Source organism: Streptomyces sp. NBC_01176, assembly GCF_045039825.1.
Classification (GTDB): Bacteria; Actinomycetota; Actinomycetes; order Streptomycetales; family Streptomycetaceae; genus Streptomyces.
On the sequence record NZ_CP108600.1, the window covers coordinates 7,796,447 to 7,822,517 of the forward strand.

24 protein-coding genes and 1 riboswitch are annotated in these 26,071 nt (G+C 71.6%); of the genes, 18 read left to right on the forward strand and 6 right to left on the reverse strand.

Translation table 11 applies throughout. The features are described 5' to 3' along the window. Position 1: 1 nt before the first annotated feature. On the forward strand, positions 2 to 460 hold the full coding sequence (locus tag OG199_RS33860) for a thioesterase family protein (protein WP_356804557.1): 459 nt from the start codon (positions 2 to 4) through the stop codon (positions 458 to 460). Here OG199_RS33860 and OG199_RS33865 read toward each other — a convergent pair. Next, positions 420 to 1,652: an MFS transporter gene (locus OG199_RS33865; protein ID WP_356804555.1), complete on the reverse strand. Its 1,233-nt coding sequence runs from the start codon at positions 1,650 to 1,652 to the stop codon at positions 420 to 422. The two genes, OG199_RS33860 and OG199_RS33865, sit on opposite strands and share 41 nt — an antisense overlap. A 162-nt stretch (positions 1,653 to 1,814) precedes the next feature. Here OG199_RS33865 and OG199_RS33870 point away from each other — a divergent pair, with 162 nt between their 5' ends. The 10 genes from OG199_RS33870 (at position 1,815) to OG199_RS33915 (ending at position 11,324) form a co-directional block, all read left to right on the forward strand. Continuing rightward, positions 1,815 to 3,026 carry an ROK family transcriptional regulator gene (locus OG199_RS33870; protein WP_405832651.1) on the forward strand — a complete coding sequence of 404 codons (1,212 nt, stop codon included), beginning with the start codon at positions 1,815 to 1,817 and terminating at the stop codon, positions 3,024 to 3,026. Positions 3,027 to 3,511: 485 nt separating this feature from the next. Further along, positions 3,512 to 3,642: riboswitch (FMN riboswitch) on the forward strand. 153 nt (positions 3,643 to 3,795) lie between these two features. Continuing rightward, positions 3,796 to 4,431, forward strand: a complete 636-nt coding sequence (locus OG199_RS33875) for a riboflavin synthase (RefSeq protein WP_356804552.1) — start codon at positions 3,796 to 3,798, stop codon at positions 4,429 to 4,431. Further along, complete coding sequence (gene pnuC, locus OG199_RS33880) at positions 4,428 to 5,072, forward strand: nicotinamide riboside transporter PnuC (RefSeq protein WP_356804550.1); 645 nt, start codon at positions 4,428 to 4,430, stop codon at positions 5,070 to 5,072. Before OG199_RS33875 ends, pnuC begins: the two co-directional genes overlap by 4 nt. Beyond that, positions 5,069 to 6,406 carry a bifunctional 3,4-dihydroxy-2-butanone-4-phosphate synthase/GTP cyclohydrolase II gene (locus OG199_RS33885; protein WP_405832654.1) on the forward strand — a complete coding sequence of 446 codons (1,338 nt, stop codon included), beginning with the start codon at positions 5,069 to 5,071 and terminating at the stop codon, positions 6,404 to 6,406. Before pnuC ends, OG199_RS33885 begins: the two co-directional genes overlap by 4 nt. A 95-nt stretch (positions 6,407 to 6,501) precedes the next feature. After that, positions 6,502 to 6,987 carry a 6,7-dimethyl-8-ribityllumazine synthase gene (ribH, locus tag OG199_RS33890; RefSeq protein WP_266697647.1) on the forward strand — a complete coding sequence of 162 codons (486 nt, stop codon included), beginning with the start codon at positions 6,502 to 6,504 and terminating at the stop codon, positions 6,985 to 6,987. A gap of 34 nt (positions 6,988 to 7,021) precedes the next feature. Next, positions 7,022 to 7,294: a phosphoribosyl-ATP diphosphatase gene (locus OG199_RS33895; protein ID WP_028803646.1), complete on the forward strand. Its 273-nt coding sequence runs from the start codon at positions 7,022 to 7,024 to the stop codon at positions 7,292 to 7,294. Positions 7,295 to 7,377: 83 nt separating this feature from the next. After that, a complete protein-coding gene (gene hisG, locus OG199_RS33900; RefSeq protein WP_356804547.1) occupies positions 7,378 to 8,235 on the forward strand; it encodes an ATP phosphoribosyltransferase in 858 nt (285 codons plus the stop codon). 14 nt (positions 8,236 to 8,249) lie between these two features. After that, a complete protein-coding gene (locus OG199_RS33905; RefSeq protein ID WP_351721080.1) occupies positions 8,250 to 8,705 on the forward strand; it encodes a PH domain-containing protein in 456 nt (151 codons plus the stop codon). 199 nt (positions 8,706 to 8,904) lie between these two features. Next, a complete protein-coding gene (locus OG199_RS33910) occupies positions 8,905 to 10,239 on the forward strand; it encodes a hemolysin family protein (protein WP_405832656.1) in 1,335 nt (444 codons plus the stop codon). Then, positions 10,236 to 11,324 (forward strand): hemolysin family protein, encoded by a 1,089-nt coding sequence (locus tag OG199_RS33915; RefSeq protein ID WP_356804543.1) that lies wholly within the window; start codon positions 10,236 to 10,238, stop codon positions 11,322 to 11,324. The genes OG199_RS33910 and OG199_RS33915 overlap by 4 nt, the downstream gene beginning before the upstream one ends. Positions 11,325 to 12,126: 802 nt before the next feature. Here OG199_RS33915 and OG199_RS33920 read toward each other — a convergent pair. Beyond that, positions 12,127 to 13,992 carry an AAA family ATPase gene (locus OG199_RS33920; RefSeq protein ID WP_266697641.1) on the reverse strand — a complete coding sequence of 622 codons (1,866 nt, stop codon included), beginning with the start codon at positions 13,990 to 13,992 and terminating at the stop codon, positions 12,127 to 12,129. Between the two features lie 436 nt (positions 13,993 to 14,428). Then, complete coding sequence (locus OG199_RS33925; RefSeq protein WP_405832658.1) at positions 14,429 to 15,103, reverse strand: uridine kinase; 675 nt, start codon at positions 15,101 to 15,103, stop codon at positions 14,429 to 14,431. Positions 15,104 to 15,498: 395 nt separating this feature from the next. On the opposite strand from OG199_RS33925, the gene OG199_RS33930 reads away from it, so the two are divergent. Next, the gene (locus OG199_RS33930; RefSeq protein ID WP_405832660.1) at positions 15,499 to 16,878 is read left to right on the forward strand and encodes a peptidase C39 family protein; all 1,380 of its coding nucleotides are present in this window, start codon (positions 15,499 to 15,501) and stop codon (positions 16,876 to 16,878) included. 37 nt (positions 16,879 to 16,915) lie between these two features. On the opposite strand, the gene OG199_RS33935 is transcribed toward OG199_RS33930, so the two are convergent. After that, positions 16,916 to 18,415 carry a M1 family metallopeptidase gene (locus tag OG199_RS33935; RefSeq protein WP_401802592.1) on the reverse strand — a complete coding sequence of 500 codons (1,500 nt, stop codon included), beginning with the start codon at positions 18,413 to 18,415 and terminating at the stop codon, positions 16,916 to 16,918. A 225-nt stretch (positions 18,416 to 18,640) separates the two neighbouring features. Between OG199_RS33935 and OG199_RS33940 the strand changes: the two genes are divergently transcribed. Both OG199_RS33940 and OG199_RS33945 read left to right on the forward strand, forming a co-directional pair. After that, on the forward strand, positions 18,641 to 18,787 hold the full coding sequence (locus tag OG199_RS33940) for an SCO1431 family membrane protein (protein ID WP_356801689.1): 147 nt from the start codon (positions 18,641 to 18,643) through the stop codon (positions 18,785 to 18,787). A 122-nt stretch (positions 18,788 to 18,909) separates the two neighbouring features. Continuing rightward, positions 18,910 to 19,569 (forward strand): TetR/AcrR family transcriptional regulator, encoded by a 660-nt coding sequence (locus OG199_RS33945; RefSeq protein WP_356801690.1) that lies wholly within the window; start codon positions 18,910 to 18,912, stop codon positions 19,567 to 19,569. A gap of 319 nt (positions 19,570 to 19,888) precedes the next feature. Here OG199_RS33945 and OG199_RS33950 read toward each other — a convergent pair whose 3' ends face one another. Further along, positions 19,889 to 20,092 carry a hypothetical protein gene (locus OG199_RS33950; RefSeq protein WP_405832662.1) on the reverse strand — a complete coding sequence of 68 codons (204 nt, stop codon included), beginning with the start codon at positions 20,090 to 20,092 and terminating at the stop codon, positions 19,889 to 19,891. Between the two features lie 410 nt (positions 20,093 to 20,502). Between OG199_RS33950 and OG199_RS33955 the strand changes: the two genes are divergently transcribed. Both OG199_RS33955 and OG199_RS33960 read left to right on the forward strand, forming a co-directional pair. Continuing rightward, a complete protein-coding gene (locus OG199_RS33955) occupies positions 20,503 to 21,630 on the forward strand; it encodes a hypothetical protein (protein WP_356801691.1) in 1,128 nt (375 codons plus the stop codon). A gap of 29 nt (positions 21,631 to 21,659) precedes the next feature. Continuing rightward, positions 21,660 to 22,772, forward strand: a complete 1,113-nt coding sequence (locus tag OG199_RS33960) for a phosphotransferase family protein (RefSeq protein WP_401802586.1) — start codon at positions 21,660 to 21,662, stop codon at positions 22,770 to 22,772. Between the two features lie 11 nt (positions 22,773 to 22,783). Here OG199_RS33960 and OG199_RS33965 read toward each other — a convergent pair whose 3' ends face one another. Next, complete coding sequence (locus OG199_RS33965) at positions 22,784 to 23,221, reverse strand: hypothetical protein (protein ID WP_356801694.1); 438 nt, start codon at positions 23,219 to 23,221, stop codon at positions 22,784 to 22,786. Between the two features lie 268 nt (positions 23,222 to 23,489). Here OG199_RS33965 and OG199_RS33970 point away from each other — a divergent pair, with 268 nt between their 5' ends. Both OG199_RS33970 and OG199_RS33975 read left to right on the forward strand, forming a co-directional pair. Continuing rightward, positions 23,490 to 23,930, forward strand: a complete 441-nt coding sequence (locus OG199_RS33970; RefSeq protein WP_168527124.1) for an Lrp/AsnC family transcriptional regulator — start codon at positions 23,490 to 23,492, stop codon at positions 23,928 to 23,930. 47 nt (positions 23,931 to 23,977) lie between these two features. Then, positions 23,978 to 25,600 carry an amidohydrolase gene (locus OG199_RS33975; RefSeq protein ID WP_405832665.1) on the forward strand — a complete coding sequence of 541 codons (1,623 nt, stop codon included), beginning with the start codon at positions 23,978 to 23,980 and terminating at the stop codon, positions 25,598 to 25,600. The last annotated feature ends 471 nt before the right edge of the window (positions 25,601 to 26,071 follow it).

Below are 26,071 nucleotides of genomic sequence, written 5' to 3' on the forward strand. Positions count from 1 at the left end.
CGTGACCGCCGAAGCCCCCGTCGCCCCCGCCCTCCCGTACGGGAGACTGCTCCCCGTCACCGTCCACTTCGACGACCTCGACGCGCTGGGGCTGCTCCACAACGCCCGCTATCCCGTGCTCGTCGAGCGCGCCTGGACCGCGCTCTGGAACGAGAACGGCTTCGGCTTCGAGGGCGACTGGGAGGCCGCGGGCGACTCCTGCAACGCGGTCAGGGAGCTCCGGATCAGCTACGACGCCCCGGTGAACCGGCCCGGCGCGTACGCCGTCCACCTGTGGCTGGAGCGGCTGGGCAACACCGGACTGACGTACGGCTTCCGGTTCTGCTCCGCCGACGGCGCGGTCACCTACGCGCGCGGGACGCGGGTCCTGGTCCGGCTCGACGCCGGCACGCTGCGTCCGACGTCGTGGAGCGACCGCTTCAGGGCCGTGGGTCGGGAACTGCTGCGCTCGGCCGACTGACCTTCGGACGGTCGCGCTCGCCCGCGCGCAGCACGCCCGCGAACACGGCGAGTCCGCTCGCCAGGATCGTGACCAGTCCGAACGACACCACCAGGCTGGTCGCCTGGGCCAGTGAGCCGATCGCGCTCGGCGCGACCAGACCCGAGGTGTACGTGATGGTGGCGACGCCCGCGATGGCCTGGCTGGGGTTGGGGCCGGCGTGACCCGCCGCGGCGAAGCAGAGCGGGACGACCACCGCGATGCCGAGGCCCAGCAGGGCGAAGCCGCCCATCGCCACCGCGGGATTGCCCGCCACGACGACGAGCAGTCCGCCGAACACGGCAAGCGCCCCGCCCGCCCGCACGGTGCGCACCGCGCCGAACCGGTTCACCACGGCGTCGCCGACGAGCCGGGCCAGCGCCATGGTCAGCATGAAGCCGGTCGTCGACGCCGCCGCGAGCCCGGCCGAGGTGCCGAGTTCGTCCTTGAGGTAGACCGCCGACCAGTCCAGGCTCGCGCCCTCGGCGAACACCGCGCAGAAGCCGATCGCGCCGATGAGCAGCGCGGACTTCGGCGGCAGCGCGAAGCGCGGCGGGGGGACCTCGTCCTCGGTCGGCCGCAGGTCCAGGACCCATCGGCACGCGGTGAGGCCCAGGACCGTCAGGACCCCGGCCGCCAGGACGTGGTGCAGACGCGCGTCCGAACCGAGATGCGCGGCGAGGGTGCCGCCCGCCGATCCGACCAGTGCGCCCGCGCTCCACATGCCGTGCAGCCCCGACATGATCGACCTGCCGAGACGGTTCTCGATCTCGACGCCGAGCGCGTTCATCGCCACGTCGGCCATGCCCGCCGTCGCGCCGTAGACGAAGAGGGCCAGGCACAGGGTGTAGAGGTTCGGCGCGACGGACGGCAGGACCAGTGCCAGCGTCCACAGGGAGATCAGCCCGCGCAGCGCGGTGCGCGCGCCGAAGCGGTGGCTGATCCGGCCCGCCAGCGGCATCGCGAGGGAGGCGCCGATGGCCGGGAACGCCAGGGCGAGCCCGAGCTGGCCGGTGCTGACGGACGCGTGGTCCTGGATCCAGGGCACGCGGGTGGCGAACGAGCCCGTCACCGCGCCGTGCACCGCGAACACGGCCGCCACGGCGTACCGGGCCCGCTTCACTTCGACCGCGTCCCGGACGACGTCACCCGGTGTTCCCGTCGTTCCTGTCATTCCCACCCTCCCGGCTCCGCTCCCCATGCTGCCGCCGTAAACTATCAGGGACCCTGCCTGATAGATAGGCGATATAGCGGCCGTCGGGCAGGCGGCCCCACGCCCCGCGACCGGCGGGCCCCACCGATCTGGGAGGACTGCGTGATCTGGGAAGATCCCGGCATGCCCGCATCTCCGAGCACGGCCCGGGCCATCAACGACCGGCTCGCCCTGCGACTGCTCCAGCAGGAGGGCCCGCTGACGGCCGGACAGCTGAAGCAGCTCACGGGACTGTCCCGGCCCACCGTCGCCGACCTCGTCGAACGCCTGACCGCAGCCGGGCTGATCTCGGTGGTGGGGGAGTCGGGGGAGCAGCGGCGGGGCCCGAACGCCCGGCTGTACGGGATCGTCGCGGACCGGGCGCAGCTGGCCGCCCTCGACGTCCGCACCGAGGGCGTCACGGTCGTCGTCGCCGACCTGCTCGGCGCGGAGCTCGGGCGGGCGTCGGTGCCCATCGCGGGCGACGCCGGCACGGGGCCCGCCGTGGAGCAGGCGGTCGCCCTGGTGGAGCGGGCCGCGAAGGAGGCCGGGGCCGAGCGGCTGCACACCGTCGGCATCGGCGCGCCCGGTCTCATCGACCCGGCCACCGGCGAACTCCGGGACTCCTCCGGCCTGCCCGAATGGCACCGCCGTCTGGTCGCGGCCCTCCAGGAACGGCTGCCCGCCCGGGTCATCGTCGAGAACGAGACGAACCTCGCCGCTCTCGCGGAACAGCGCGACGGCGCGGCCCGGGACCGGGACACCTTCGTCCTCCTCTGGCTCGGCCACGGCACGGGCGCGGCCGTCGTCCTCGACGGCAGGCTCCGCCGCGGGGCCTCCGGCGGCACCGGCGAGATCGGGTTCCTGCCGGTTCCGGGCACCACCACGCTGCCGTCGGCGACGGACTGCGTGGGCGGATTCCACTCGCTGGCGGGGGCCGCCGCGATCGCCGAACTCGCCGCCGGGTACGGGCTGGAGGCGGCGGAGTCGTCCGGTGAACCACGGGCGGCGGCACTGGTGCGCGCGGCGGTGGCCGCCGTGTCCTCCTCCGGTACCGACCGCTTCCTGTACGACTTGGCGGACCGCTTCCTCTCCGCCCTCGCCGACCGCCTCGCCGTCGGCGCCGCGTCCGTCGTGGCCGTCCTCGACCCCGGTTGTGTGGTGCTCGGCGGTGAGGTGGGACAGGCGGGCGGGGAGGTGCTGGCCGCCAGGGTCGGCGAGCGGCTGGCCCGGATGTCCCCGCTGCCCGCCGAGGTGCGGGCCGGGGCGCTGGGCGGCGGCGCGGTGCTGCGAGGCGCTCTGCTGACCGCCCGGGAGTCGGCCCAGGACGACCTCTTCACGCCGCATCCGCGGTGATCCACCGCGAAGTCGCCGCCGTCCCCGGGCGTTCCGCCCCGGCGCCCACCGCCTCGCGGCCGGAGGCGCGAAGCCCGGGTCCCGGGAGCGGAGTTCCCGGAGGTGCCCGGCGTACTTCTTCTCCCTGATGGGGAGACCCGGCGGCGGGGCAAGGGCCTCCGTCACCGCCGCCGGGTCGCTCAGGGGGCGAGTAGGCCACCTCGGCTTCCGCAAACCTTGATCGCCCTCGGCTTCCGGGAACCGTGACGGCCCTGGGCTTCCGGGGACCTTGATCGCCGACCCTAAGAGGACTAGACCAGAGCGTCAATAGGTATGGACCAATATCCGTATCGTCGTCAAACATGCAAGCCCCCAAGGGAGTTGACCGCCCTTGTGTCGCCGTTGTGTCGCCGTAGAAGTCCATTCGGGCGGCCTGTGAGGCACCCCACAGAACTTCACCCGCATGGGCATGGACAGGGCATGGCACACTGATGCTGTACCAGAAGCAGCGCACTCCGGGGTCGGTGAAAGTCCGAACCGGCGGTTACAGTCCGCGACCCGGTCGCTTCCAGCGGCCGGTTGACCAGGTGAAATTCCTGGACCGACGGTTAAAGTCCGGATGGGAGGCAGTGCGCGGCGGGCGGGCATTCGTGCGCGCTGCCGGTTGTCGTGACGTGTCCTGCGGGACAGGTCCCCTTTCGGCATCGTTCCCGGTGTCGTAGTCCGTTTCGTTCTGTCGTCATCGACAGGCCCCGGAGTCCGTGCCCCATGAGGCAGGAGGACCCGGGAAGTGTTCACCGGAATCGTCGAAGAGCTGGGTGAGGTCACCGCCGTCGAGAATCTCGACGAGGCCTCCCGCTTCCGTCTGCGCGGACCCGTCGTCACGCAGGGCGCACGGCACGGCGACTCCATCGCCGTGAACGGAGTCTGTCTCACGGTCGTCGACCACGAGGGCGACGAATTCACCGCCGACGTCATGGCGGAGACCCTGAACCGCTCCAGCCTCGGTGCCCTCACCGTCGGCTCCCGCGTCAACCTCGAACGCCCCATGGCCGTGGGCGACCGCCTCGGCGGACACATCGTCCAGGGCCACGTCGACGGAACCGGCACGGTCGTCGAGCGCAAGCCGTCCGAGCACTGGGAGATCGTCAAGATCTCGCTCCCCGCGGACCTCACCCGCTACGTGGTCGAGAAGGGCTCCATCACCGTCGACGGCATCAGCCTGACGGTGGTCGACGCGGGCCCGGACCACTTCACCGTCAGCCTCATCCCCACCACCCTCGATCTGACCACGCTCGGCCGCAAGCAGCCCGGCGACCCGGTCAACCTCGAGGTGGACGTCATCGCCAAGTACGTCGAGCGGCTGCTCGGCGCCCGCGGCGAGCAGCCGGTCGCGCTGCCGGACACCTCCGGGAGCCGGCCGTGAACTGGCTCAACTCCGAGGCGTTCACACTCTTCGGACAGCACATCAAGTGGTCGGACATGATCGGCAACGTGATCGGTCTGATCGGCCTCGCGCTCGGCTGGCGGCGCTCCATCTGGAGCTGGCCCGTACAGCTCCTGTCCGGCGTCATCCTGCTCACGGCCTTCGCCTCGGCCCATCTCTCCGGCAGCGCCGGAAAGCAGCTCGTGGTCATCGTCGTCGCCCTGTGGGGCTGGTGGCAGTGGAACCGCGGCCGGGGCCAGGGCCAGGACGGTTCCATCGCCGTACGGTTCGCCACCTGGCGCGAGCGAGCCTGCCTGGTGGGCGCCGCGGCCGTCGGCACCCTCGCGGTCAGCGCCCTGTTCCACGCGTACCCGTCGCTGTCCTGGGACCCCTGGCCGGACGCCTACATCTTCGTCGGCACGGTCATCGCCATGTACGCCCAGGCGCGCGGCATGGTCGAGTTCTGGTTCGCCTGGCTGCTGGTGGACGTCGTGGGCGTCCCGCTCAACTTCGCCAACGGCTTCGCCTTCTCCGGTTTCGTCTACGTCCTCTACGGCGCGCTCGTCCTGTGGGGCATGCGCGACTGGTGGCTGCGCTCCCGCAAGGCCGGGCAGCCCGTCCTGGAAGGAGTCCCGGCATGACCGCCGCCCCCGTCTGGTACAGCACCGGGCACGACCAAGATGCCTCGGACTTCGCGCTCGACCCGGTCGAGAAGGCCATCGCCGACATCGCGGCGGGCCGGCCGATCGTGGTCGTCGACGACGAGGACCGGGAGAACGAGGGAGACCTCGTCATCGCCGCCGAGAAGGCGACCCCCGAGATCATCGCGTTCATGATGAGCGAGTGCCGCGGACTGATCTGCGCACCCATGGAAGGCGACGAACTCGACCGCCTCCAGCTCCCCCAGATGGTCGAGAACAACACCGAGTCGATGAGGACGGCGTTCACGGTCTCGGTGGACGCCTCCGGCGCCCACGGCGTGACCACCGGCATCTCGGCCGCCGACCGCGCCACCACACTGCGGCTGCTGGCCGGGGGCCAGGCCGGGGCGGGCGACTTCGTGCGGCCGGGCCACATCTTCCCGCTGCGCGCCAGGCCCGGCGGCGTCCTCGTCCGCAACGGACACACCGAGGCGGCCGTCGACCTGGCCCGGCTCGCCGGCCTGCGCCCCGCGGGCGCCATCGTGGAGATCGCGGGGGAGGACGGCCGCATGCTGCGCCTTCCCGAACTGATCCCGTTCGCCCGCAAGCACGGCCTGACCATCATCTCCATCGAGGACCTGATCGCCTACCGGCGCTCTCTCCAGGTCCCGGCCCCGCTCGACCAGGCGGCGCCCGCGTCCGGACCCACGGTCCGCCGCGTGGCCAGGACACAGCTGCCCACCCTCTTCGGCGAGTTCACGGCGTACGGCTACCGCTCCACCGTGGACGGGGTCGAGCACGTCGCCCTGGTCCACGGCGAGATCGGCGACGGCGAGGACGTCCTCGTCCGCGTCCACTCCGAGTGCCTGACCGGCGACGTGTTCCACTCGCTGCGCTGCGACTGCGGCCCCCAGCTGGAGGCCTCCCTGCAACGCATCCAGGCCGAGGGCCGCGGCATCGTCGTCTATCTGCGCGGACACGAGGGGCGGGGCATCGGACTGCTGTCCAAGCTGCGCGCCTACGAGCTCCAGGAACGCGGCCGGGACACCCTCGACGCCAACCTCGAACTCGGGCTGCCCGCCGACGCCCGCGACTACGGCGCGAGCGCGCAGATCCTGGAGGACCTCGGCGTCCACAGCCTGCGGCTGATGACCAACAACCCCGACAAGACCGACGCGCTCGTCCGGCACGGCCTGCGGGTCACCCGGCGGGAGCCGATGCCCGTCCAGGCGGGCGAACACAACCTCCGCTACCTGCGCACCAAGCGGGACCGGATGGGGCACGACCTGCCCTGGCTGGAGACGCCCACTGCGGCCGCCTGCGGCAACCAGTGACACCCGCGGGAGGCAACACCCGCGGGATCGGTAACAACGGAATCCAGTAACAACGGCACAACCGGCAACACAGCACAGACGCACTGAGGAGAGACGTGAGCGGCAAGGGTGCACCCGAACTGTCCGTACGCAACTGCGGCGACCTGCGCGTCGCGGTCATCGCGGCACAGTGGCACGAAAAGGTGATGGACGGCCTCGTGGACGGCGCGCTGCGCGCCCTGCACGAGCTGGGGATCGACGAGCCGACCCTGCTGAGGGTCCCGGGCAGCTTCGAGCTCCCGGTCGTCGCCAAGGTCCTCGCGGGCCGCGGCTACGACGCCATCGTCGCGCTCGGCGTCGTCATCCGGGGCGGCACACCCCACTTCGAGTATGTGTGCCAGGGCGTCACCCAGGGCCTCACCCAGGTCTCCATCGACACCGGCGTCCCCATCGGCTTCGGTGTACTGACCTGTGACACCGAGGAGCAGGCCCTGGACCGGGCCGGCATCGAAGGCTCCCGTGAGGACAAGGGGCACGAGGCGGTGACGGCCGCCGTGGCCACCGCGGCCACACTGCGTTCAGTATCCGAACCCTGGCGCTGAGACACCGGCTCGGGCGCGTAGGGTGGGCAGCACCATGTCCAAGAAGACGTTCGAGGAGCTCTTCACCGAGCTCCAGCACAAGGCCGCCAACGGCGACCCCGCCACCTCACGCACCGCCGAGCTCGTGGGCAAGGGCGTCCATGCCATCGGCAAGAAGGTCGTCGAAGAGGCCGCAGAGGTCTGGATGGCCGCCGAGTACGAGGGCAAGGACGCCGCCGCCGAGGAGATCTCCCAGCTCCTCTACCACGTCCAGGTGATGATGGTGGCGCGCGGAATCTCCCTCGACGACGTGTACGCCCACCTCTGAGCCACGCCCCGCACCCCACCGGCGTACGAATCCACCGGCGTACGAACCCACCGACGTACGCACTAACAAAGGAAGCCGACCTCATGCTGCGCATCGCCGTCCCCAACAAGGGTTCCCTGTCAGGACCTGCGGCGGAGATGCTGCATGAGGCCGGCTACCGGCAGCGCCGGGAGTCCAAGGAGCTCAGGATCGTCGATCCGGGCAACGAGGTCGAGTTCTTCTACCTCCGCCCCCGCGACATCGCGATCTACGTCTCCTCGGGCCGCCTCGACATCGGCATCACCGGCCGCGACCTGCTCGTCGACTCTGGAGCCAAGGCAGAGGAGATCCTCCCGCTCGGCTTCGCCCGCTCCACCTTCCGTTTCGCCGGCAAGCCCGGCACCGCCAAGAGCGTCGAGGACCTCGCCGGCCTGACGGTCGCCACCTCCTACGAGGGCATCGTCGCCGGCCACCTCGGCGACAACGGCATCGACGCCTCCGTCGTCCACCTCGACGGCGCCGTCGAGACCGCGATCGAACTCGGTGTCGCCGAGGTCATCGCGGACGTCGTCGAGACCGGCACCTCGCTGCGCAACGCGGGCCTGGAGGTCTTCGGCGAGCCGATCATGAAGTCCGAGGCCGTCGTCATCCGCCGCGTCGAAGCCGACACCTCCGAGGACGCCGAGCCCAAGGTCCAGCAGTTCCTGCGCCGCCTTCAGGGCGTCCTGGTCGCCCGCACGTACGTGATGATGGACTACGACTGCCGCGCCGAGCACCTGGAGCAGGCCGTCGGGCTCACCCCCGGCCTGGAGTCGCCGACCATCTCGCCGCTGCACAACGAGGGCTGGGTGGCCGTCCGCGCGATGGTGCCCGCCAAGGAAGCGCAGCGGATCATGGACGACCTGTACGCGCTCGGCGCGCGGGCCATCCTGACCACGGCCATCCACGCCTGCCGCCTCTGAGGACCGCCCGATCCATGTCCCACCTTCCCGAACTCCCCGTCACGTTCCGGCCGTCCCGGACCCGGGCGGTCCTGCTCACCGCGGGTGTCGCGATCTTCGTGGTCATCACGACGGTCGCGATGCTCCTGGAGCAGCTCAGCCCGGGGGAGCGCGTCAGCTTCGTCTTCACCGCCGCGCTGCTTCTCGGGGTGCTCCTGCTCCTGTCCCGGCCCAAGGTCGTCGCCGATGAGAGCGGAGTCACAGTCGTCAACATCGCCAGCAGCCGGCACCTGGACTGGGCGGAGATCCTCCAGGTCAACCTGCGCCCCGGCGACCCGTGGGTGTTCCTCAACCTCAGTGACGGCACCAGTCTTCCGGCGCTCGGCATCCAGCCGGGCATCGCCAGACAGCGCGCGATCGACGACGCCCGCACCCTGCGGGCGCTCGCCGAGGCCCGCTCCATCGGCGACCCGGAGCAACATCACGGCTGACTCTCGGCCTTCCACCCTGCCCGGCGGGCCCATGTCTTGATTAACCTGTTGGCGGAGGCGTTTTCGTTGCGCCTCCGCCACTGACATACCACCCGGTATTCAGAGGCCCCCTGCTACCCGAGGAGTGACTCCCTCCAGCGATGGACGGATCGTCCTGTAGTACCTGCGCCGCCCCCTCCCGACCCATCGAGGCGGCGGCATGACCATCCCCCTGCTGCTTCTCGCGGCGGCGTTCCTGCTGATCCTCGCCAACGGTTTCTTCGTGGCGGCGGAGTTCGGCCTCGTCACGGTCGAGCGGCCGGACGCCGAGAAGGCCGCGGCCGAAGGCGACCGACGGGCCCGTACCGTCGTCAATTCGCTCAAGGAGCTGTCCTTCCAGCTCTCCGGCACCCAGCTCGGCATCACCATCACCTCGCTCGTCGTCGGCATGCTCGCCGAACCGGCGCTCGCCGAACTGCTGCACGGCCCGTTCACCGCGCTCGGCCTGCCCGAGGGCGCCGTGTCCGGCGTGGCCGTCGTGGTCGGCATGCTGCTCGCCGCGGCCGTGCAGATGGTCGTCGGCGAACTCGTCCCGAAGAACTGGGCGGTGTCCAAGCCGCTGCAGGTCGCCCGCTTCGTCGCGGGCCCGCAGCACGTCTTCTCCAGCCTGTTCCGGCCGGTGATCGCCGCGCTCAACACGGTCGCCAACCGGCTCGTACGGGCACTCGGCGTCGAACCCGCCGACGAGCTGGCGTCCGCCCGCACCCCCGGCGAGCTGGTCTCCCTGGCCCGGCACTCCGCCCAGGCCGGCGCTCTGGAGCAGGACACCGCGGATCTCTTCGTACGGACCATCTCGCTGGCCGACCTGACCGCACAGCACGTCATGACGCCGCGGGTGAGGGTCAGCGCCCTCCAGTCGACGGCCACGGCGGAGGACGTCGTGAACCTCACCCGGGCCACCGGCCTGTCCCGCTTCCCCGTCTACCGGGAGCGGATCGACGAGGTGGTCGGCATGGTCCATCTCAAGGACGCCCTCGCGGTGCCCTCGCACGACCGGCTGCGCACACCCGTCGGCCGGATCGCCCAGCCCCCGCTGCTCGTCCCGGAGACGCTGCCCGTGCAGCCGCTCCTGGAACGGCTGCGCAGCGAGCAGCCCATCGCCGTCGTCGTCGACGAGTACGGCGGTACGGCGGGCGTCGTCACCCTGGAGGACATCGTCGAGGAACTCGTCGGCGAGGTCCGCGACGAGCACGACGGACAGGACCTGCCGGAACTCGCCGTGGCGCCGCCCGAGGACGGACGGCCCGCCTGGGACGCCGACGGCAGCTGCCGTGTCGACGTCCTTCAGCGCATAGGACTGGATGTGCCCGAGGGTCCGTACGAGACGGTGGCGGGTCTCGTCGCCGATCTGCTCGGCCGCATCCCGGCTCCCGGTGACAGGGCGGAGCTTCCCGGCTGGCGGCTTTCGGTGCGCCAGGTCGGGCACTATCGCGCCGAGCGGGTCCGGCTGGTCAGGATCGCGGACGCGAACCTCGCCACGGAGGCCGTCCGATGAGCGTGCTCCAACTTCTCTTCGCCGTTCTTCTGGTGCTCGCCAACGGCTTCTTCGTCGGCGCCGAGTTCGCGCTCGTCTCCGTGCGGCGCAGTCAGATCGAGCCGCTGGAGTCCGCCCGGGCCCGCCAGGTCCTGTACGGGCTGGAGCGGCTGCCGCAGATGATGGCCGCGGCCCAGTTCGGCATCACCGTCTGCTCGCTGACGCTCGGCGCGGTCGCCGAGCCGACCGTCGCCCATCTGCTGGAGCCCCTTTTCGAGGCAGTCCGGCTGCCGGACGGCGTGATCCATCCCCTCGGATACGTCATCGCGCTCGCCCTCGTCGTCTTCTTCCACCTCGTCATCGGCGAGATGGTCCCGAAGAACCTGGCGATGGCCGCGCCGGAGAAGACCGCGCTGTGGCTGAGCCCGGGGCTGGTCGCCTTCGCCCGCCTGTGCCGGCCGGTCACGGTGGCCCTCGGCGCGTGCGCGCGTCTGATCCTGAAACTGTTCCGGGTGGAGCCCAAGGACGAGGTCGAGGCGGTCTTCACGAGCGAGCAGCTCAACCGTCTGGTCGAGGACTCCGGCCAGGCCGGCCTGCTGGAGCCGGAGGAGCAGGAGCGCCTCGAGGACGCGCTGGAGCTGGGTTCCCGACCGGTGACGGACGTCCTCCTGGACCGCGAGTCCCTGGTCACCGTGGGCGCCTCGGTCACCCCGGGCCAGGTCGTCGCCCTCACCGCGCGCACCGGGTACTCCCGTTTCCCGGTGGTCGCGGAGACCGGCGCCTTCATGGGATACCTGCATGTGAAGGACGTCCTCGACCTGGAGGAGTCCGAGCGGGCGGTGCCCCAGCAGATCTGGCGGCACATGACGACCCTGCGGTCGGAACTCCCCCTCGACGACGCCCTGACCGTGATGCGCCGCGCCGCCACGCACCTCGCGCAGGTCGCCGACGCGTCGGGGAAGGTGCTCGGGCTCGTGGCGTTGGAGGACGTACTGGAGCTGCTGGTCGGCGAGGTACGGGATCCGGCGCACCGGGACGTCACCGTGGTGGCTGCGACGCTGCGTACGGCGCTCAGCGAGGCTCCGGAGGAGGCGCTGGCGACCTGAGGGGACCGTCCCTGGGGGCTGCCGCCCCCAGACCCCCGCTTCGGCCTGAACGGCCTCGTCCTCAAACGCCGGACGGGCTGAAATGCCTGTGCCAGCCGTCAGCCTGTGAGTGCGGGCGGCCTCTCCAGCCCGTCCGGCGTTTGTGGGGGCTGTCCGTGGGGTTGCCGCCTCCGGACCCCCGCTTTGGCCTGAACGGCCTGGTCCTCAGACGCGGGACGGGCTGAAATGCCTGTGCCAGCCGTCAGCCTGTGAGTGCGGGCGGCCTCTCCAGCCCGTCCGGCGTTTGTGGGGGCTGTCCGTGGGGTTGCCGCCTCCGGACCCCCGCTTTGGCCTGAACGGCCTGGTCCTCAGACGCGGGACGGGCTGAAATGCCTGTGCCAGCCGTCAGCCTGTGAGTGCGGGCGGCCTCTCCAGCCCGTCCGGCGTTTGTGGGGGCTGTCCGTGGGGCTGCCGCCTCCGGACCCCCGCTTTGGCCTGAACGGCCTGGTCCTCAGACGCGGGACGGGCTGAAATGCCTGTGCCAGCCGTCAGCCTGTGAGTGCGGGCGGCCTCTCCAGCCCGTCCGGCGTTTGTGGGGGCTGTCCGTGGGGTTGCCGCCTCCGGACTCCCGCTTTGGCCTGAACGGCCTCGTCCTCAAACGCCGGACGGGCTGAAATGCCTGTGCCAGCCGTCAGCCTGTGAGTGCGGGCGGCCTCTCCAGCCCGTCCGGCGTTTGAGGACGAGCCCTTCGGGCGATGCGGGGGTCTGGGGGCGGAGCCCCCAGGGACGGGTCGGGTAGGGGCGGCGGGGGCGATCATCCGGGTCACAGGGCCGACGGGTCCTGGGGCCCCCGCCCCGACAACACCTCCCCGTACGCCTGCATCAGATCCGGCAGCCGAAGCGTGGACAGATCGTCCCGCGACGGCGTGTTCGGATACCCGGACAGCCGCAGATCCCGGTACGCGCAGCTCTTCTCGTACAGCGTCCGCAGGAACCGCCCGTTGCCGAGCTCGTCGATCCACCCCTGATCGACGACGTGCCCGGCGATCGAACGCAGCTCGTCCAGCGCCTCCTCGTCCCAGATGTCACCGTTCTCCGCGGCCAGCACCTCGCCGATGGAGGTGAGTTCGAGGGGGCGGTAGGACGGGAAGTCGACACGGGTGGTGAAGCGCGAGGACAGCCCGGGGTTGGCGGCGAGCAGACGGTCCATGCCCTCCGGATAGCCGGCGAGGATGACGACCAGGTGGTCGCGGTTGTCCTCGGCCCGCTTCAGAAGCACCTGGAGGGCCTCGTCGCCGTACGCGTCGCCCTTGCCGTATCCCGAGTTGGACAGCGAGTACGCCTCGTCCACGAAGAGGACCCCGCCGATCGCGGAGTCGATCAGCTCATTGGCCTTGACGGCGGTCTGGCCCAGATACTCGCCCACCAGATCCGCCCGCTGCGCCTCCACGAGGTGATCGCCGCCGAGCAGACCGAGCGCGTAGAAGACCCGGCCGAGAATGCGGGCCACGGTGGTCTTGCCGGTGCCCGAGGGACCGGAGAAGACGAAGTGCCGCTTCGGCGGCTGGACCGGCAGCCCCTGCCCGGCCCGCAGCCGCGCCATGTTCAACTGCGCCGACAACGCCTTGACCTGGCGCTTCACGGGCTCCAGTCCCACCATGCGCTCCAGCTCGGCGAGCGCCTCCTCGAGCAGTGCCGGGTCGGTCGGACCGGCGGGCAGCGGCCGCACCGGCACCACGGCCTTCTCCCGCACCACGTCGGTCTCCGGCGACACCGCGCCGGGCGGCAGCGGGTCCGCCTCGGGGAGCCGGAGGTCGCGGCCCTCGCCTCCCCACAGCGGATCCAGGCCGTCCGGACCGTCCATCACGTCCTGCCCGATCCCGGTGAGCGTGATCGCCGCCAGGTCGGCGGCGGCATCGTCGTACCCGTCGCCCTCGGAGATCGCGGCGAGTCGCGCGGAGGTGTCCATGAAGGCGGGGTCGACGCGGTGCACGGCCCGGTACAGGGGGAGCGCGGCGGCCGACCGGCCGGTGCCCTCGTGCGCGCGGGCCAGCCAGTACCGCAGCTCCTTGCGCTGCGGCTGCTCGCTGCGGCAGCGCATCAGCGCCGACGACAGCAGCGGCTCCGCCTGCCCGAACATCTCCAGTCGGACCCGGGCCATGCCGCCGAAGAGACCGGCCTCTATGCCCAGCATCGAATCGTCGATCAGCGGGTCCGTGTGCCGGACCAACTGCTCCCAGTCCTTGACGAGATAGGCCCGGCAGGCGTGCAGAAAGCGCACCTGGGGATCCGCGTCCACCGGGGGCAGACCGGCCAACGCCCGGTCCAGTTCGGGGACATGGCGGCCGTCCAGCCAGTGCGAGGCGTGCGCGAGCAGCAGATCGCGCGGGCTCTCGAGCACCGGCTGCACCCACCAGCCCAGCCAGTACCAGGAGTTCAGGGTGCGTCGGTGCCGGGAGCGCTGTTCGCCGAAGCGGTCCCGGTGCCGGAACATGCGCAGCAGCGCGGTCGTCGTGTCCACGCGCAGCGCGTGCAGTCCGAGCCAGCCGTCCGCCATGCCGGGGTCCATCCGGACCGCGGTGCGGAACTCCTCCTCCGCCTGCGGATAGGCGCCCATCGTGTAGGCGTCCACACCTCGCATCCAGGCGAGGTCGGCCGGGGCCTCCGGGCCCTGCGTGCCGAAGTCCATCACGTCCCCCACAAACCGTGCCCCCGATGGTTCTCCGAGCGGGCCGGTGCCCGTCGGCAGCTTGGTCGAACCGCTGTGCCGCGGACGGGAGTTGCACCGGTGCGCAGAGCAAGCCGTCCGAAGGTCGCACCGAGAGGCATGGTACCTGCGCCGCATGGGCCTGCCGAAGGGTGCCGACAGCACCGTTGCACGAGGTGGGAGCAGATGGGGCGCACTTCATCCGGTGACCCAGGGTGAGCGAATCACGGCGCGCGGCGCCCGAAAAGAAAGGGTGTGGGCAGAACGAAGCCCCCGATCACGGGGGAACAATCGGGGGCTTCGCGTCTGCGGGGCGACCTCGAAGGGCCGCACATTCAGAACGTAAGTCCTGTACGGCCCCCCGGTCAAGCCGAGTTGAAGCACTGGCGGAAGTTCTCCGGCAAGGGTCTTCACGAGTTCAGCACATTGCGGATGGTCCGTCACCGTGCGTGAGGAACTGGTCCGGTCCAGGAGTCCCGGCAGGCCCCGAAAACACCTCGTATCCCTCGGAACACTGCCGCACCAGAAGATCCGCGAAGGGCCTCGAGGGATCCTCGGCGAAATGCCGCCGTTCCGCGGCGACCCACTCGGCCCAGAACGCGCTCTGTGTCTCGCCGTCCCGCCGGCGTCCACGCGCCCAGGCCTCGTCGCGAGGCAGCTCCATCCACAGCAGCCGCGCGAGATGCGGACGCAGTGCGCGGCGTCCGGCGCCGACGCCCTCCAGCAGGACCACGGGCGCGGGCGGCAGCTCACGCACCGGGCCGAAGGCCCTGGCCGTCCAGTCGTACGGGGCGTAGCGCGCGGCCGTTCCCCGGCCCAGCGGCTCGATCACCTGGTCCAGCAAGCGCGCCGTCCAGTCGAAGAGCTCCTCGTGCGTCGCGATGTCGTCGAGGTGCAGTACGGGCGCGCCGCCCAGTGCCGCGGCCAGCCGTCCGGTGAACGTGGTCTTCCCGGAGCCCGCGTGCCCGTCGACGCCGATCAGGCGGACGGGGCCGCGGGAGGGCGGCAGCCGGCGCAGGTGGGAGGCGAATGCGTGAATGGGAGATCCCGGGTCCGGTGAGGTGTGAGGTGTGTGCGGGTATATCCGGATCATTTTAGGGCGGGCCGATTTCGACCGGATCAGCGGGCGGGAAAACACGTCGAGAAGTCGCACGGAAGAGGTTGCCGGAAAACTCGGGGGATAGCTGGAGAAGGGGACTGGAGGTGTCGGAGAGGAGGCCTGGAGGAGGCGGAGAATGGCCAGGTGGAGCCCCGGGGGGAAGTCCCGCGGGGGTTGCCGGGGAAAGCGGACGGAAATCCGCGCCTATAGGGGAATTTCCCTGCCGTTCGGCGTGGCCGGCGTCCGGTCGTCCGTCGGCGTCGCAGGTCACGCCAGTGGTCCCGACCAATATTGGTGGGCGTGGCACGGGCCGAAGTGCTGGCAGAAGTCGCCTCACCCCGTCCATAGTTGGGAATTGCCGCTACCGGACGAACGGGGGTCACCCACCCATGACCAGAGCTTCAGAGCCGTCCCGCAGAACCATTCTGGCCGCGGCGGTGGCCGCGGCGGTGGCCGCGGCGGCGACCGGTGCGGCGGCCACTCCGGCCGCGGCGGCGGAAGCACGCTCCCAGGAGGCACGCCGGGGGCACGCGCCCGCGCGCGCCGTGGACAACCGCGCCTGGACCTCGTACGCCGACTGGCGCTCCGGTACCGCGAAGGGGACGCGGGCCGTGTCCGGCACCCGGCCGGGCCTCGTGATCGCCTCCCCGGCCGGCACCGTCGCGTACACGGATCCGCACACCGGCAGGACGGCCACCTGGGAGTACGCGACCTGGACCTCCCCGGTCCACCGGCTCGCCGTCCCCGCCACCGAGGCCATCGCCTCCTGGAACGCGCGCACCCCGGCGGGCACCTGGCTCCAGGTCGAGCTCACCGGCACCTACTCCGACGGCACCGCCACGCCCTGGTACGTGATGGGACGCTGGGCGGCCGGCGACCAGGACATCAGGCGGACCTCCGTCGACGGCCAGAAGGACGGCAGAAGCAGCATCTGGACGGACACCTTCGCCATCGACGACGCGGCCTCGGGCCTGCGGCTCGTCTCGTACCGGCTGCGCCTGACGCTGTACCGCGCGCCGGGTTCCGGGGCCACGCCCACCGTGTGGCGGCTCGGCGCGATGGGATCCGACATCCCCGACCGCTTCACCGTCCCGGCCTCCACTCCCGGGCTCGCCCGCGAGCTGACGGTGCCGCGCTACTCGCAGGAGATCCACGCCGGCCAGTACCCCGAGTACGACAACGGTGGCGAGGCCTGGTGCAGTCCCACCTCCTCCCAGATGATCATCGAGTACTGGGGGCGCAGGCCGACCTCGGAACAACTGGCCTGGATCGAACCGGGCCTGGCCGACCCGCAGGTGTGCCACGCGGCCCGGTACACCTACGACTACCAGTACGACGGCTGCGGCAACTGGCCCTTCAACGCCGCCTACGCGGCGACGTACAAGGACCTTCAGGGCGTGGTGACGCGCCTCGGCTCGCTCGCCGACCTGGAGACCCTGATCGCGGCCGGCATCCCGGCCATAACGTCCCAGTCGTTCCTCAAGTCGGAGCTGACCGGGGCCGGTTACGGCACCTCGGGCCATCTCATGACGGTCATCGGCTTCACCGCGGACGGCGACGTGATCGCCAACGACCCGGCCTCGCCCGACGACGCCGCGGTGCGCCGCGTCTACCGGCGGTCGGAGTGGGAGACGATCTGGCTACGGACCAAGCGGTACAACGCCTCCGGGAACGTAGTGTCCGGTACCGGTGGCGTCTGCTACCTGTACTTCCCCGCGCAGCCGACGGCGCGGCAGCGTCAGGCGCTCGCGGCGGTCGGCGTCCGGTGAGGAGGGGGCGGCCCCGGAAGCGGGCCGCCCCCTCGGTTCAGCCCTGTACCGGGTCGACCACCCAGTCCGGGTGGTTCGGCATCGGCGGGGTCTTCGCGCCGTACAGCCACGGGTGCAGGAATCCGTCCAGGTCCTGGCCCGCGACCTTCGAGGCCAGGTCGATGTAGTCCTGTGTACCGGCGATCCGTCCGCGGTACTGGGTGGCCCAGGCCCGCTCGATCTTCCCGAAGACCGTCTGGCCGACCTTCTCCCTCAGGGCGTACAGGACCAGGGTCGAGCCGTCGTACCGCATCCGCTTGAAGAGGTTCGGTTCGGTCGGCTCGGCCGGGGCTCCGTAGTCGTGGCGCCACTGGTCGTGGGCGGCGTACGCCGTCTTCATCGTGGCCTCGAAGCTGTCGCCGCCATGCGCCTCCGAGTACAGGCGTTCGTAGAAGCGGGCGTGTCCCTCGCTCAGCCACAGGTCGGACCAGGTCCTGATGCCGACGCTGTCGCCGGTCCACTGGTGGGTGAGCTCGTGCACCAGGTTGCGTTCGGCGCTCACCCGGTCGCCGAGCAGGTCGGCCTTCGGGATCAGGGAGAGCGTCTGGGTCTCCAGGGCGACGCCCAGGTCGGTGTCGCCGACGAGCAGGCCGTACCGGTCGAAGGGGTAGGGGCCGAGCCGCTCCTCCAGCCACGCGATGTGGTCGGCGGTGAGCTTGCGGTACTGCTCGGTGGCCGCGACCAGGCCGTCCGGGACCACATCGCGCAGGGGCAGCCCGTGCGGGCCGGTGCTGTCGACGAAGGTGAACCGGCCGATCGCGAGCTGCGCGAGCTGGGTCGCGAGCGGCTGCCCGGAGTCGTACGTCCACCGCACCCGGCCGTCCGCCTGTTCGGTGCGGCCGGTGAGCTTCCCGTTGGCCACGGCGGTCAGACCGGGCGGGGTCGTGATGTGGAAGGTGATCGGGGCGCGCTGACTCGGGTGGTCGTTCGAAGGGAAGATCATCTTGGCGCCGTCGGGCTGCGGATAGAGCACCGTGCCGTCGGGCGTGGGGATCCAGCCGTAGTCCTCGATGGCGTCGTCGCGGTGGCGGATCTGGGTCGGATCGGCGGTGTAGGTGACCTTGACCGTGAACGGCTTGCCCTGCGCGAGCGGCTTGGCCGGGGTGATCACCAGCTCGTCGCCGTCCCGCACGGCCGCGGCCGTCGTCCCGTTCACGGTCACCGTGTGCAGGGTGTTGCCCGCGAAGTCCAGGTCGAAGCGGGACAGGGCCTGGGTGGCGGTCGCCTTGACCGTCGTGGCCGCCTCGAACGGCGTCCCGGGTGCCTGCCAGTCGAAGTCGAGGAGGTAGCGGCCGACCCGGTAGCCGCCGTTGCCGTCGAGCGGGAAGACCGGGTCGCCGAGGCCCGCGGCACCCGGGGAGGGCGATGCGGAGGGGGAGGAGCCGGCGGTTGCGGAGGTCGCGGCCTGTGAGACCGGACCCGTCAGGGCGGCTGCCACCGTGATCGCCGCCGCCAGGGCGAGGCGGGCTCTGCGGCGAGGCGTCCGGAACGTGCTCATCGAGGACCTTTCGGTTGGCTGACCACTGTCCTGTGAGGAGACCCACACCTGTGGCGCACCGTTGCGGAAACCGGAGCGATTCGACGGTGGTCGAAGTGTCCGGGCGCGGCGAGGGGTGACTAAGGTCTCTACCGGTGAAACCCGTTCCGATGGCAAGGTGGTCTGGTCGGTGGGGAGCCGGTGAGGGGCGGGGAAACGACCGCACCCCTACGTCTGCGAGAAGCCATGACCGCGACCTCCGCCACCGCCTCCCGTGTCCGCGCCCGCACCGGCGGCCCCAAGGACGACGGCCCCAAGATCCTCGAACACGTCGTGGGCTGGACCTTTGTCGTGGTTCTGGCGATGCTCGTCACCCAGCTGGGCCTGCTGTGAGCTGATCGCTCCGGCACCCCGCCGAAAGCGGGTCCGGCCAGTCGATCGGAGTCGAATGAGCAGGTGGCATCGTTCTGTCATACTGCCAACGTCCCGCTGGCAGTCGGAGACTAGGGCCGGAATTGAATCATAGTCAACAGCGTGCTGTCGACCGCCCTCGGGCGCGCGGCACCGATCGTTCGCTGGCGCGCCGTACCGAACTGATCGCGATCGGGCGGAAGTTGTTCGCGGACACGTCCTACGACGCACTGTCGATGGACGACATCGCGCGACAGGCGCACGTCGCCAAAGGGCTGATCTACTACTACTTCAAGTCCAAGCGCGGCTACTACCTCGCGATCGTCGAGGACTCCGTCGCCGACCTGGTCTCCCGGGCGGCGAGCGGCCTCGAACTGCCCCCGGCCGAGCGGGTCCACCGCACCATCGACGGCTATCTCCGCTACGCCGAGCACAACCAGGCCGCGTACCGCACGATCATCACGGGCGGGGTCGGCTTCGACACCGAGGTGCAAGCCATCCGGGAGGGCGTGCGCGAGGTCATCGTCGAGACCATCGCCGAAGGGGCCTACGGCACGCGCAGGATCGCGCCGCTGCCCCGTATGGCGTTGCTCGCCTGGCTCTACAGCGTCGAGGGCGCGACCCTCGACTGGATCGGCCACCCGAACCTGCCCCGCGACACGATGCGCGAGCTGCTGGTGAAGACGCTGGGTGGCGCGATGCGCGCGGTCGAGGAGATCGACCCCTCCTACCGGGCCCCGCAGTCCGCCCGCCGGGACTCCTGAGCGAAGGGCGGGGGTCGGAGGCCCCCCGCCCCAAGTGCGTTGCCCCGGTGGCTCGTCGACCGGGCTGATCGGCTCACCGTTCGGGATGTCGCCGTCGGACTCCCAGAAGAACGTGCCGCGCGGACCCTGCCGCTTTCTGTACGTCGTCCTCGCGGCGATGGGCGACGGAGTGTCGTAACTCCCCCGGTCGTCGCCGCACTTGGCGTAGGCCGTGCCGCCGACGGTGCCGGTCGCCCCGCCCTGGGCGCCTTGCTGTCCCGGTGTCCTGAAGCCTTGGTGCCGCAGGCCGTCGAGGGCACCCATCGGATCCGGCGGCTGCTCATCGCCCGTCATCCCGCGGGTCCCGACCCGCGCTGAGCTGGTACGAGGAGACCGGAGGCGTCGCCAGCCGGACCCACTCCGGGTCGTGCAGCCCCGGCAGCGTACGGCCGCGGTCGGCCCATGTGCGCAGCAGGGCCCGGTAGATGGGGGGATCCGGGACCGGCGGGGGCGGGGGGACCTGCCGCACCGATTCTGCCGACACGGGGATGAAGATCTGGCGCCCACGCCCGGTCGCCGAATATGTGGGGGTCATACCGGGGCAACGCGCGGGTGGCCGGACAGGTCACCGGCCCGCGCAATCGGGCGTGCGTTCGCGACCGGCTCGTACGGGGGGCGGGACCGGTCCGTACGGCGGGTTCGGGACCCGTCCCCGTTCCAGGGCCGGGACCCGTCCCCGCGCCGGGTCGGGACCGGCTCGTGCGGCGGGTTCGGGACCGGTCTGGACGCGGGGCGCGGTCGGTCGGCGCGAGGGTCGTCGGCTGCCGGTGGGGCGGGCGGGCCGGGGTACGGCGTCTGGCCCTCCCACCGTATCTGACGTACCGTCAATTCCTCTGCCGAGGGCCGCACTCCTCCGCCCGGAGGTCGACTGCCGTGCCCCCAGGGAGGCCTGACATGTCCGACGACCGCCCCGTCGCCCTCGACGAGTACCCCGTGCACCAGGTGCCCCTGTCCATGAAGCACGTCGCGACCGGCGACCGGAACGCCTACGACCGCTGCATCTTCCACGTCCTCGACCACCAGGGAAGGGCGTTGCTGATCCTGGGACTCGGTGTCTATCCGAACCTCGGGGTGATCGACGCGTACGCCACCCTGCGGCGGGGTGACCTCCTGCACGCGGTGCGGGCGTCGGACGCGCTCGGGGACGACCGGACGGAACTGGCCGTCGGCCCGCTCCGGATCCGCGTCGAGCGTCCCCTGAAGCGGTTCGTGCTGAGCTGCGCGGCCGATCCCGACGACCCCGACGGCCTGTCGTACGAGGTCACCTGGACGGCGGACTTCCCCGCGCTCTGGGAGCCGCACCACCTCCAGCGGCGTGGCGGCCGGCTCACCCTGGAAGGGAGGCGCTTCGTGCAGGCGGGCCACTGCGAGGGCTGGATCCGCAGCGGCGGCGAGGAGATCCTCCTGACCCCGGGCCGGTGGACCGGCACCCGCGACCGCAGTTGGGGCGTGCGGCCGGTCCCGGGGGAGGAGGGCGGCAGGTTCGCGGAAGAGGATCCGGCGGAGGGTTTCCACTGGGTGTGGTGCCCGGTCCGGTTCGAGGACCGGTTCCTGATGGTCGTCGTCCAGGAGGACGCCGACGGCCATCGGTCGCTGAACGACGCGACGCTCGTGCGCGACGGCGCGCGCGACCTCCAACTCGGCTGGCCCCAGGTCGACATCACCTACCGCTCCGGCACCCGCCGACCCACCTCCGCCGTCGTCCACCTCGCCCGGCCGCGGGACCGGTCACCGCTGCGGCTGGACGTCGAGGTACTCACCTCCTCGCCGCTCGCCGTGGGGGCGGGCTATCCGCCCGCCGACGACTGGCAGCACGGCACCTGGCGCGGGCGCGGCTGGACCGACCGCCGCACCTACGACCTCTCCGATCCGGCCGCGCATCCGCGCGCCGCGTACGGGGTCGTCGACCACGCCGCCCGCTGCACGCTGGACGGGCAGGTCGGACACGGGATCTTCGAGCACGGCTCGTTCGGCCGTCACGACCCGAGCGGCTTCACCGGATTCGACTCGGTCGCGCCCTGACCTCCGTACGTGCCCCGAAGGGAGTGGACATGGCCACGGCACCCCGCCCGCGCACGACCACCCGCGACCGGGACGAACTCGGCCGGCGACTGACCGCCTGGCTCGACGCACGCCTCCCCGGCGCCAAGGCGGCCGGCATCACCGTCCCCGCGACCAACGGCATGTCCAGCGAGACCCTGCTGTTCGACATCGAGCACCCCGAACCACCCCTGGTGGGCTGTGCGTTGAGGCTGGCGGCGGACCCGGCGGCGTACACCGTCTTCCCCGTGTACGACCTGCCCCGGCAGTACCGCACGATGCGGCTGGTCGCCGAGCACACCGACCTTCCCGTGCCCCGGGTGCTGTGGCTGGAGGAGGATCCCGGACCGCTCGGCGCGCCCTTCTTCGTCATGGAACGGGTCGAGGGGCGCGTACCGCCCGACGTCATGCCCTATACGTACGAGGGGAACTGGCTGCACGCGGCGAGCGACCGGGAACGGGCGCGACTGGAAGCCGCCTCGGTGGGACTGCTCGCCCGGCTCCACGACCAAGTACCCATCGCCGCAGCGGGGTTCCTGGCCCTTCCCGGTGACGGCAGCCCCCTGCGCCGGCACGTCGAGGCGCAACGTGCCTACTACGCATGGGTCGTCGACGGACGCGCGCGCTCGCCCCTCATCGAGAGCGCCTTCGACCGGCTCGACGAGCTGTGGCCGCGCGACGAGGGCGAGACGGTGCTCAACTGGGGCGACGCGCGCATCGGGAACGTCGTCTACGACGGCTTCGAACCCGCGGCCGTCCTCGACTGGGAGATGGCGGCGCCCGCCCCGCGCGAGGTCGACCTCGGCTGGACCGTCTATCTGCACCGCTTCTTCCAGGACCTCACGGTGAGCTTCGGCCAGCGCGGACTGCCCGGGTTCCTGCGCCGCGACCGGGTGGAGCGACGCTATGCCGAACTCACCGGCCACGCACCGCGCGACATGGACTTCTACACGCTGTACGCGGCCCTGAGGCACGCCGTCGTCATGCTGCGCATCGCCTACCGCCAGGTGCACTTCGGTGAGATCGCGGTACCCCCGGACCCCGACATCCTGATCCTGCACCACGACAGCCTGCGGGCCATGGTGCAGGGCGGCTACTGGGACGGCCCGGAGGCCGGCCGCTGAACGCGCGCGGCTCAGGCGGCCTGGCGCCGCATTTCGGGGACCCGCATCGGGCGCGAGCCCGGCCCACCGACGTGCGAGAACGGCTGTGTCCGCCAGTCGAGGCCCTGAGGGAGCGTCAACAGGAGTGCGGTGTCCTGCTCCTGAAGCTCCATGGTCTCGTCGGCGGACCGGGCGTCGGCCGCGGCGCGGCCCGTACCGGCGCAGACCGTGAGTCCGAACGGGTTCCACGGCGAGGCGCACAGCGCGTGCTCCGGCAGGACCTCCTCGTCCGCCAGGAGCGCGATGGGCTGCGCGCAGTCCGGGCAGATCACCCGGACCATCTCGAAAGTGTCGTACGCGTCGAAGTCCTCGCCGTCGACGGCGTCCGCGTCGACGCCCTCCGGCTCGGGTTCGACGGCGGCCTGCTGCCGCTTGAACGCGGTACGACCAGGGCGCTTGAGACTCTGCATGGGTTTCTCCCCCTCGGGTGGGCCGACAAGGCGCTGCGACCTCGACCACAGCAAGCATTTCCCGTCCCGTCTCCGCGGTAATCACGAGAACATCACGGACCCGGTTGAGACACTGTGTCGTTCGTCACATGCCGCCCGCAGATGCCCTGCACGGTGGATTTGTCCCCCCGAGCGGCCCCCGAGCCGCGCCTCCGCACATCACAAACCGGGTATGACCTGCACTGCTGAGGTATCCGACGGGATCGGGCGCACTGTAGGTTCTTGCGCCATGGAGGAGCTGGACCGACAGATCGTGCAGCTGCTCGTCGCAGACGGGCGGATGAGTTACACCGACCTGGGCAAGGCCACGGGCCTTTCCACGTCCGCCGTGCACCAGCGGGTGCGCCGGCTCGAGCAGCGCGGCGTGATCCGCGGCTATGCCGCGGTCGTGGACCCGGAGGCCGTCGGGCTGCCCCTGACCGCCTTCATCTCGGTGAAACCGTTCGACCCGAGCGCCCCGGACGACATCGCGGAACGCCTCGCGGACGTACCGGAGCTGGAGGCCTGCCACAGCGTCGCGGGCGACGAGAACTACATCCTCAAGGTGCGGGTCTCGACCCCGCACGAACTGGAGGAGCTGCTGGCCCGGCTGCGGACCCTCGCGGGCGTGTCGACCCGGACGACGGTGGTCCTGTCGACGCCGTACGAGGCACGGCCGCCCCGCATCTGACCCACCCGGGCGACGAACCGTGCCCGGCAGGCGCGAGACTGTTCCCCATGAGTGAGAGCACCGCCCCGTCCGACACCGTGCTGCTGCGCGGTGGAGAAGTCCACAGCCCCGCCGACCCCTTCGCCACCGCGATGGTCGTCGAACGCGGTCAGATCGCCTGGGTCGGCTCGGAGGGCGCCGCCGACGCCTTCGCCGACGGGGTCGCCGAGGTCGTGGACCTGGAAGGCGCGCTGGTCACCCCGGCCTTCACGGACGCGCATGTGCACTCCACCGCCACCGGCCTCGCGCTCACCGGCCTCGACCTCAGCGCCGCGCCCTCCCTGGAGGCCGCCCTCGCCCTCGTACGCGACTTCGCCGCCGCCCGCCCCGCCGACCGGGTCCTGCTCGGCCACGGCTGGGACGCGGCCCGCTGGCCCGGCGGCCGTCCCCCGACGCGCGCCGAACTCGACGAGGCCACCGGCAGCCGTCCGCTCTACCTCTCCCGCATCGACGTGCACTCCGCCGTGGCCACCACCGCGCTCCTGGACCTGGTCCCCGGAGTCACCGGTCGCGCCGGATACCAGGACGGCCCGTTGACCCGGGACGCCCACCACGCCGTCCGCGCCGCCGCCCTCGGCGCCGTCACCGCACCGCAGCGCACCGAGGCCCAGCGCGCGGCCCTCGTCCACGCCGCCTCCCTCGGCATCGGCTCCGTGCACGAGTGCGCGGGCCCGGACATCTCCTCCGAGGACGACCTCACCGGTCTGCTGCGGCTCGCCGCCGAGGAGCGCGGCCCCCGGGTCGTCGGCTACTGGGCCGAGCAGGGCGAGGAGGGCGTGGCGAAGGCCCGCGAACTGGGCGCGATCGGCGCCGCCGGCGACCTCTTCGTCGACGGCTCCCTCGGCTCGTACACCGCCTGTCTGCACCAGCCCTACGCCGATGCCGGGCACACCGGCACCGCGTACCTGGACGACGCCGCCGTGGCCGCCCACGTGATCGCCTGCACCGAGGCGGGCCTCCAGGCGGGCTTCCACGCCATCGGGGACGCCGCCGTGACCTCGGTGGTCGAGGGCGTGCGCGCGGCCGCGGAGAAGGTCGGCCTGGCACGCGTCCGGGCCGCCCGGCACCGCGTCGAGCATGCCGAGATGCTGACGCCGGAGACGATCGCCTCCTTCGCCGAGTTCGGCCTCACCGCGTCCGTGCAGCCCGCCTTCGACGCGCTGTGGGGCGGGGAGGACGGCATGTACGCCCAGCGCCTCGGTGCGGAGCGGGCCCGCACCCTCAACCCGCTGGCGGCCCTGCTGCGCACCGGCGTGCCACTGGCCTTCGGCTCCGACAGCCCGGTCACCCCCCTCGACCCGTGGGGGACCGTCAGGGCCGCGGCCTTCCATCGCACCCCGGAACACCGGGTGTCGGTGCGCGCCGCCTTCACGGCCCACACACGGGGCGGATGGCGCGCGATCGGACGCGACGACGCGGGTGTCCTGGTGCCGGGCGCGCCCGCGGACTACGCGGTGTGGCGCACCGAGGAACTGGTGGTGCAGGCCCCCGACGACCGGGTCGCCCGCTGGTCCACCGACCCGCGCTCCGGCACCCCCGGACTGCCGGATCTGAGCCCCGGCGGCGACCTGCCCGTCTGTCTGCGCACCGTCGTGGGCGGGCGGACGGTCTTCGTACGGCCGGGCGAGTGATCTCCTGGGGCGGCGGGGTGGTGATCGGCCCCCGCCGTCCCGTCGCGCGACCTGCGCATCCTCCTCGCTGACCAGGTCAGAGAGGGAAAGCCCGCAGTTCAGGAGAGTATTGACAGCTGGCCGCAGCGGGCCGGTAGGTTCGGCCGGGTCCACCACCGGACGTCCGACCGGAGAACTTCCAGACAGTCGCCGGAGCGCCGCTGGGTCAGGGGCGGTGTGCCGCACCGGCGCACCACCACTGGGAGCCAGGCTCAGCGGCGGCGCCACGGCGAGGGAACGTTCACCCCTGTCGGCAGGGTGTGACCCGGGTGGGGCCCGGACGTCCAGTAGACAACGGCTTTCGGTCGACCCGCAGCCAGCGGGTCCCTGGTCGGCCCGAAGGGCGCCGGGCCCCCATCCGCAGGCGTGGTGCTCCGGGGCGGGAAGGGCGCTCTTACCCGGCTCTTGTCGAATCGACACCCCTGTACTGAC

Bases quoted from the DNA above. Each gene is read 5' to 3' on its own strand.
- OG199_RS33865 (WP_356804555.1), bottom strand. From the start codon at position 1,652: ATGACAGGAACGACGGGAACACCGGGTGACGTCGTCCGGGACGCGGTC.
- OG199_RS33870 (WP_405832651.1), top strand. From the start codon at position 1,815: ATGCCCGCATCTCCGAGCACGGCCCGGGCCATCAACGACCGGCTCGCC.
- OG199_RS33885 (WP_405832654.1), top strand. From the start codon at position 5,069: ATGACCGCCGCCCCCGTCTGGTACAGCACCGGGCACGACCAAGATGCC.
- OG199_RS33895 (WP_028803646.1), top strand. From the start codon at position 7,022: ATGTCCAAGAAGACGTTCGAGGAGCTCTTCACCGAGCTCCAGCACAAG.
- hisG (WP_356804547.1), top strand. From the start codon at position 7,378: ATGCTGCGCATCGCCGTCCCCAACAAGGGTTCCCTGTCAGGACCTGCG.
- OG199_RS33905 (WP_351721080.1), top strand. From the start codon at position 8,250: ATGTCCCACCTTCCCGAACTCCCCGTCACGTTCCGGCCGTCCCGGACC.
- OG199_RS33910 (WP_405832656.1), top strand. From the start codon at position 8,905: ATGACCATCCCCCTGCTGCTTCTCGCGGCGGCGTTCCTGCTGATCCTC.
- OG199_RS33915 (WP_356804543.1), top strand. From the start codon at position 10,236: ATGAGCGTGCTCCAACTTCTCTTCGCCGTTCTTCTGGTGCTCGCCAAC.
- OG199_RS33920 (WP_266697641.1), bottom strand. From the start codon at position 13,992: ATGGACTTCGGCACGCAGGGCCCGGAGGCCCCGGCCGACCTCGCCTGG.
- OG199_RS33925 (WP_405832658.1), bottom strand. From the start codon at position 15,103: ATGATCCGGATATACCCGCACACACCTCACACCTCACCGGACCCGGGA.
- OG199_RS33930 (WP_405832660.1), top strand. From the start codon at position 15,499: ATGACCAGAGCTTCAGAGCCGTCCCGCAGAACCATTCTGGCCGCGGCG.
- OG199_RS33935 (WP_401802592.1), bottom strand. From the start codon at position 18,415: ATGAGCACGTTCCGGACGCCTCGCCGCAGAGCCCGCCTCGCCCTGGCG.
- OG199_RS33940 (WP_356801689.1), top strand. From the start codon at position 18,641: ATGACCGCGACCTCCGCCACCGCCTCCCGTGTCCGCGCCCGCACCGGC.
- OG199_RS33955 (WP_356801691.1), top strand. From the start codon at position 20,503: ATGTCCGACGACCGCCCCGTCGCCCTCGACGAGTACCCCGTGCACCAG.
- OG199_RS33960 (WP_401802586.1), top strand. From the start codon at position 21,660: ATGGCCACGGCACCCCGCCCGCGCACGACCACCCGCGACCGGGACGAA.
- OG199_RS33965 (WP_356801694.1), bottom strand. From the start codon at position 23,221: ATGCAGAGTCTCAAGCGCCCTGGTCGTACCGCGTTCAAGCGGCAGCAG.
- OG199_RS33970 (WP_168527124.1), top strand. From the start codon at position 23,490: ATGGAGGAGCTGGACCGACAGATCGTGCAGCTGCTCGTCGCAGACGGG.
- OG199_RS33975 (WP_405832665.1), top strand. From the start codon at position 23,978: ATGAGTGAGAGCACCGCCCCGTCCGACACCGTGCTGCTGCGCGGTGGA.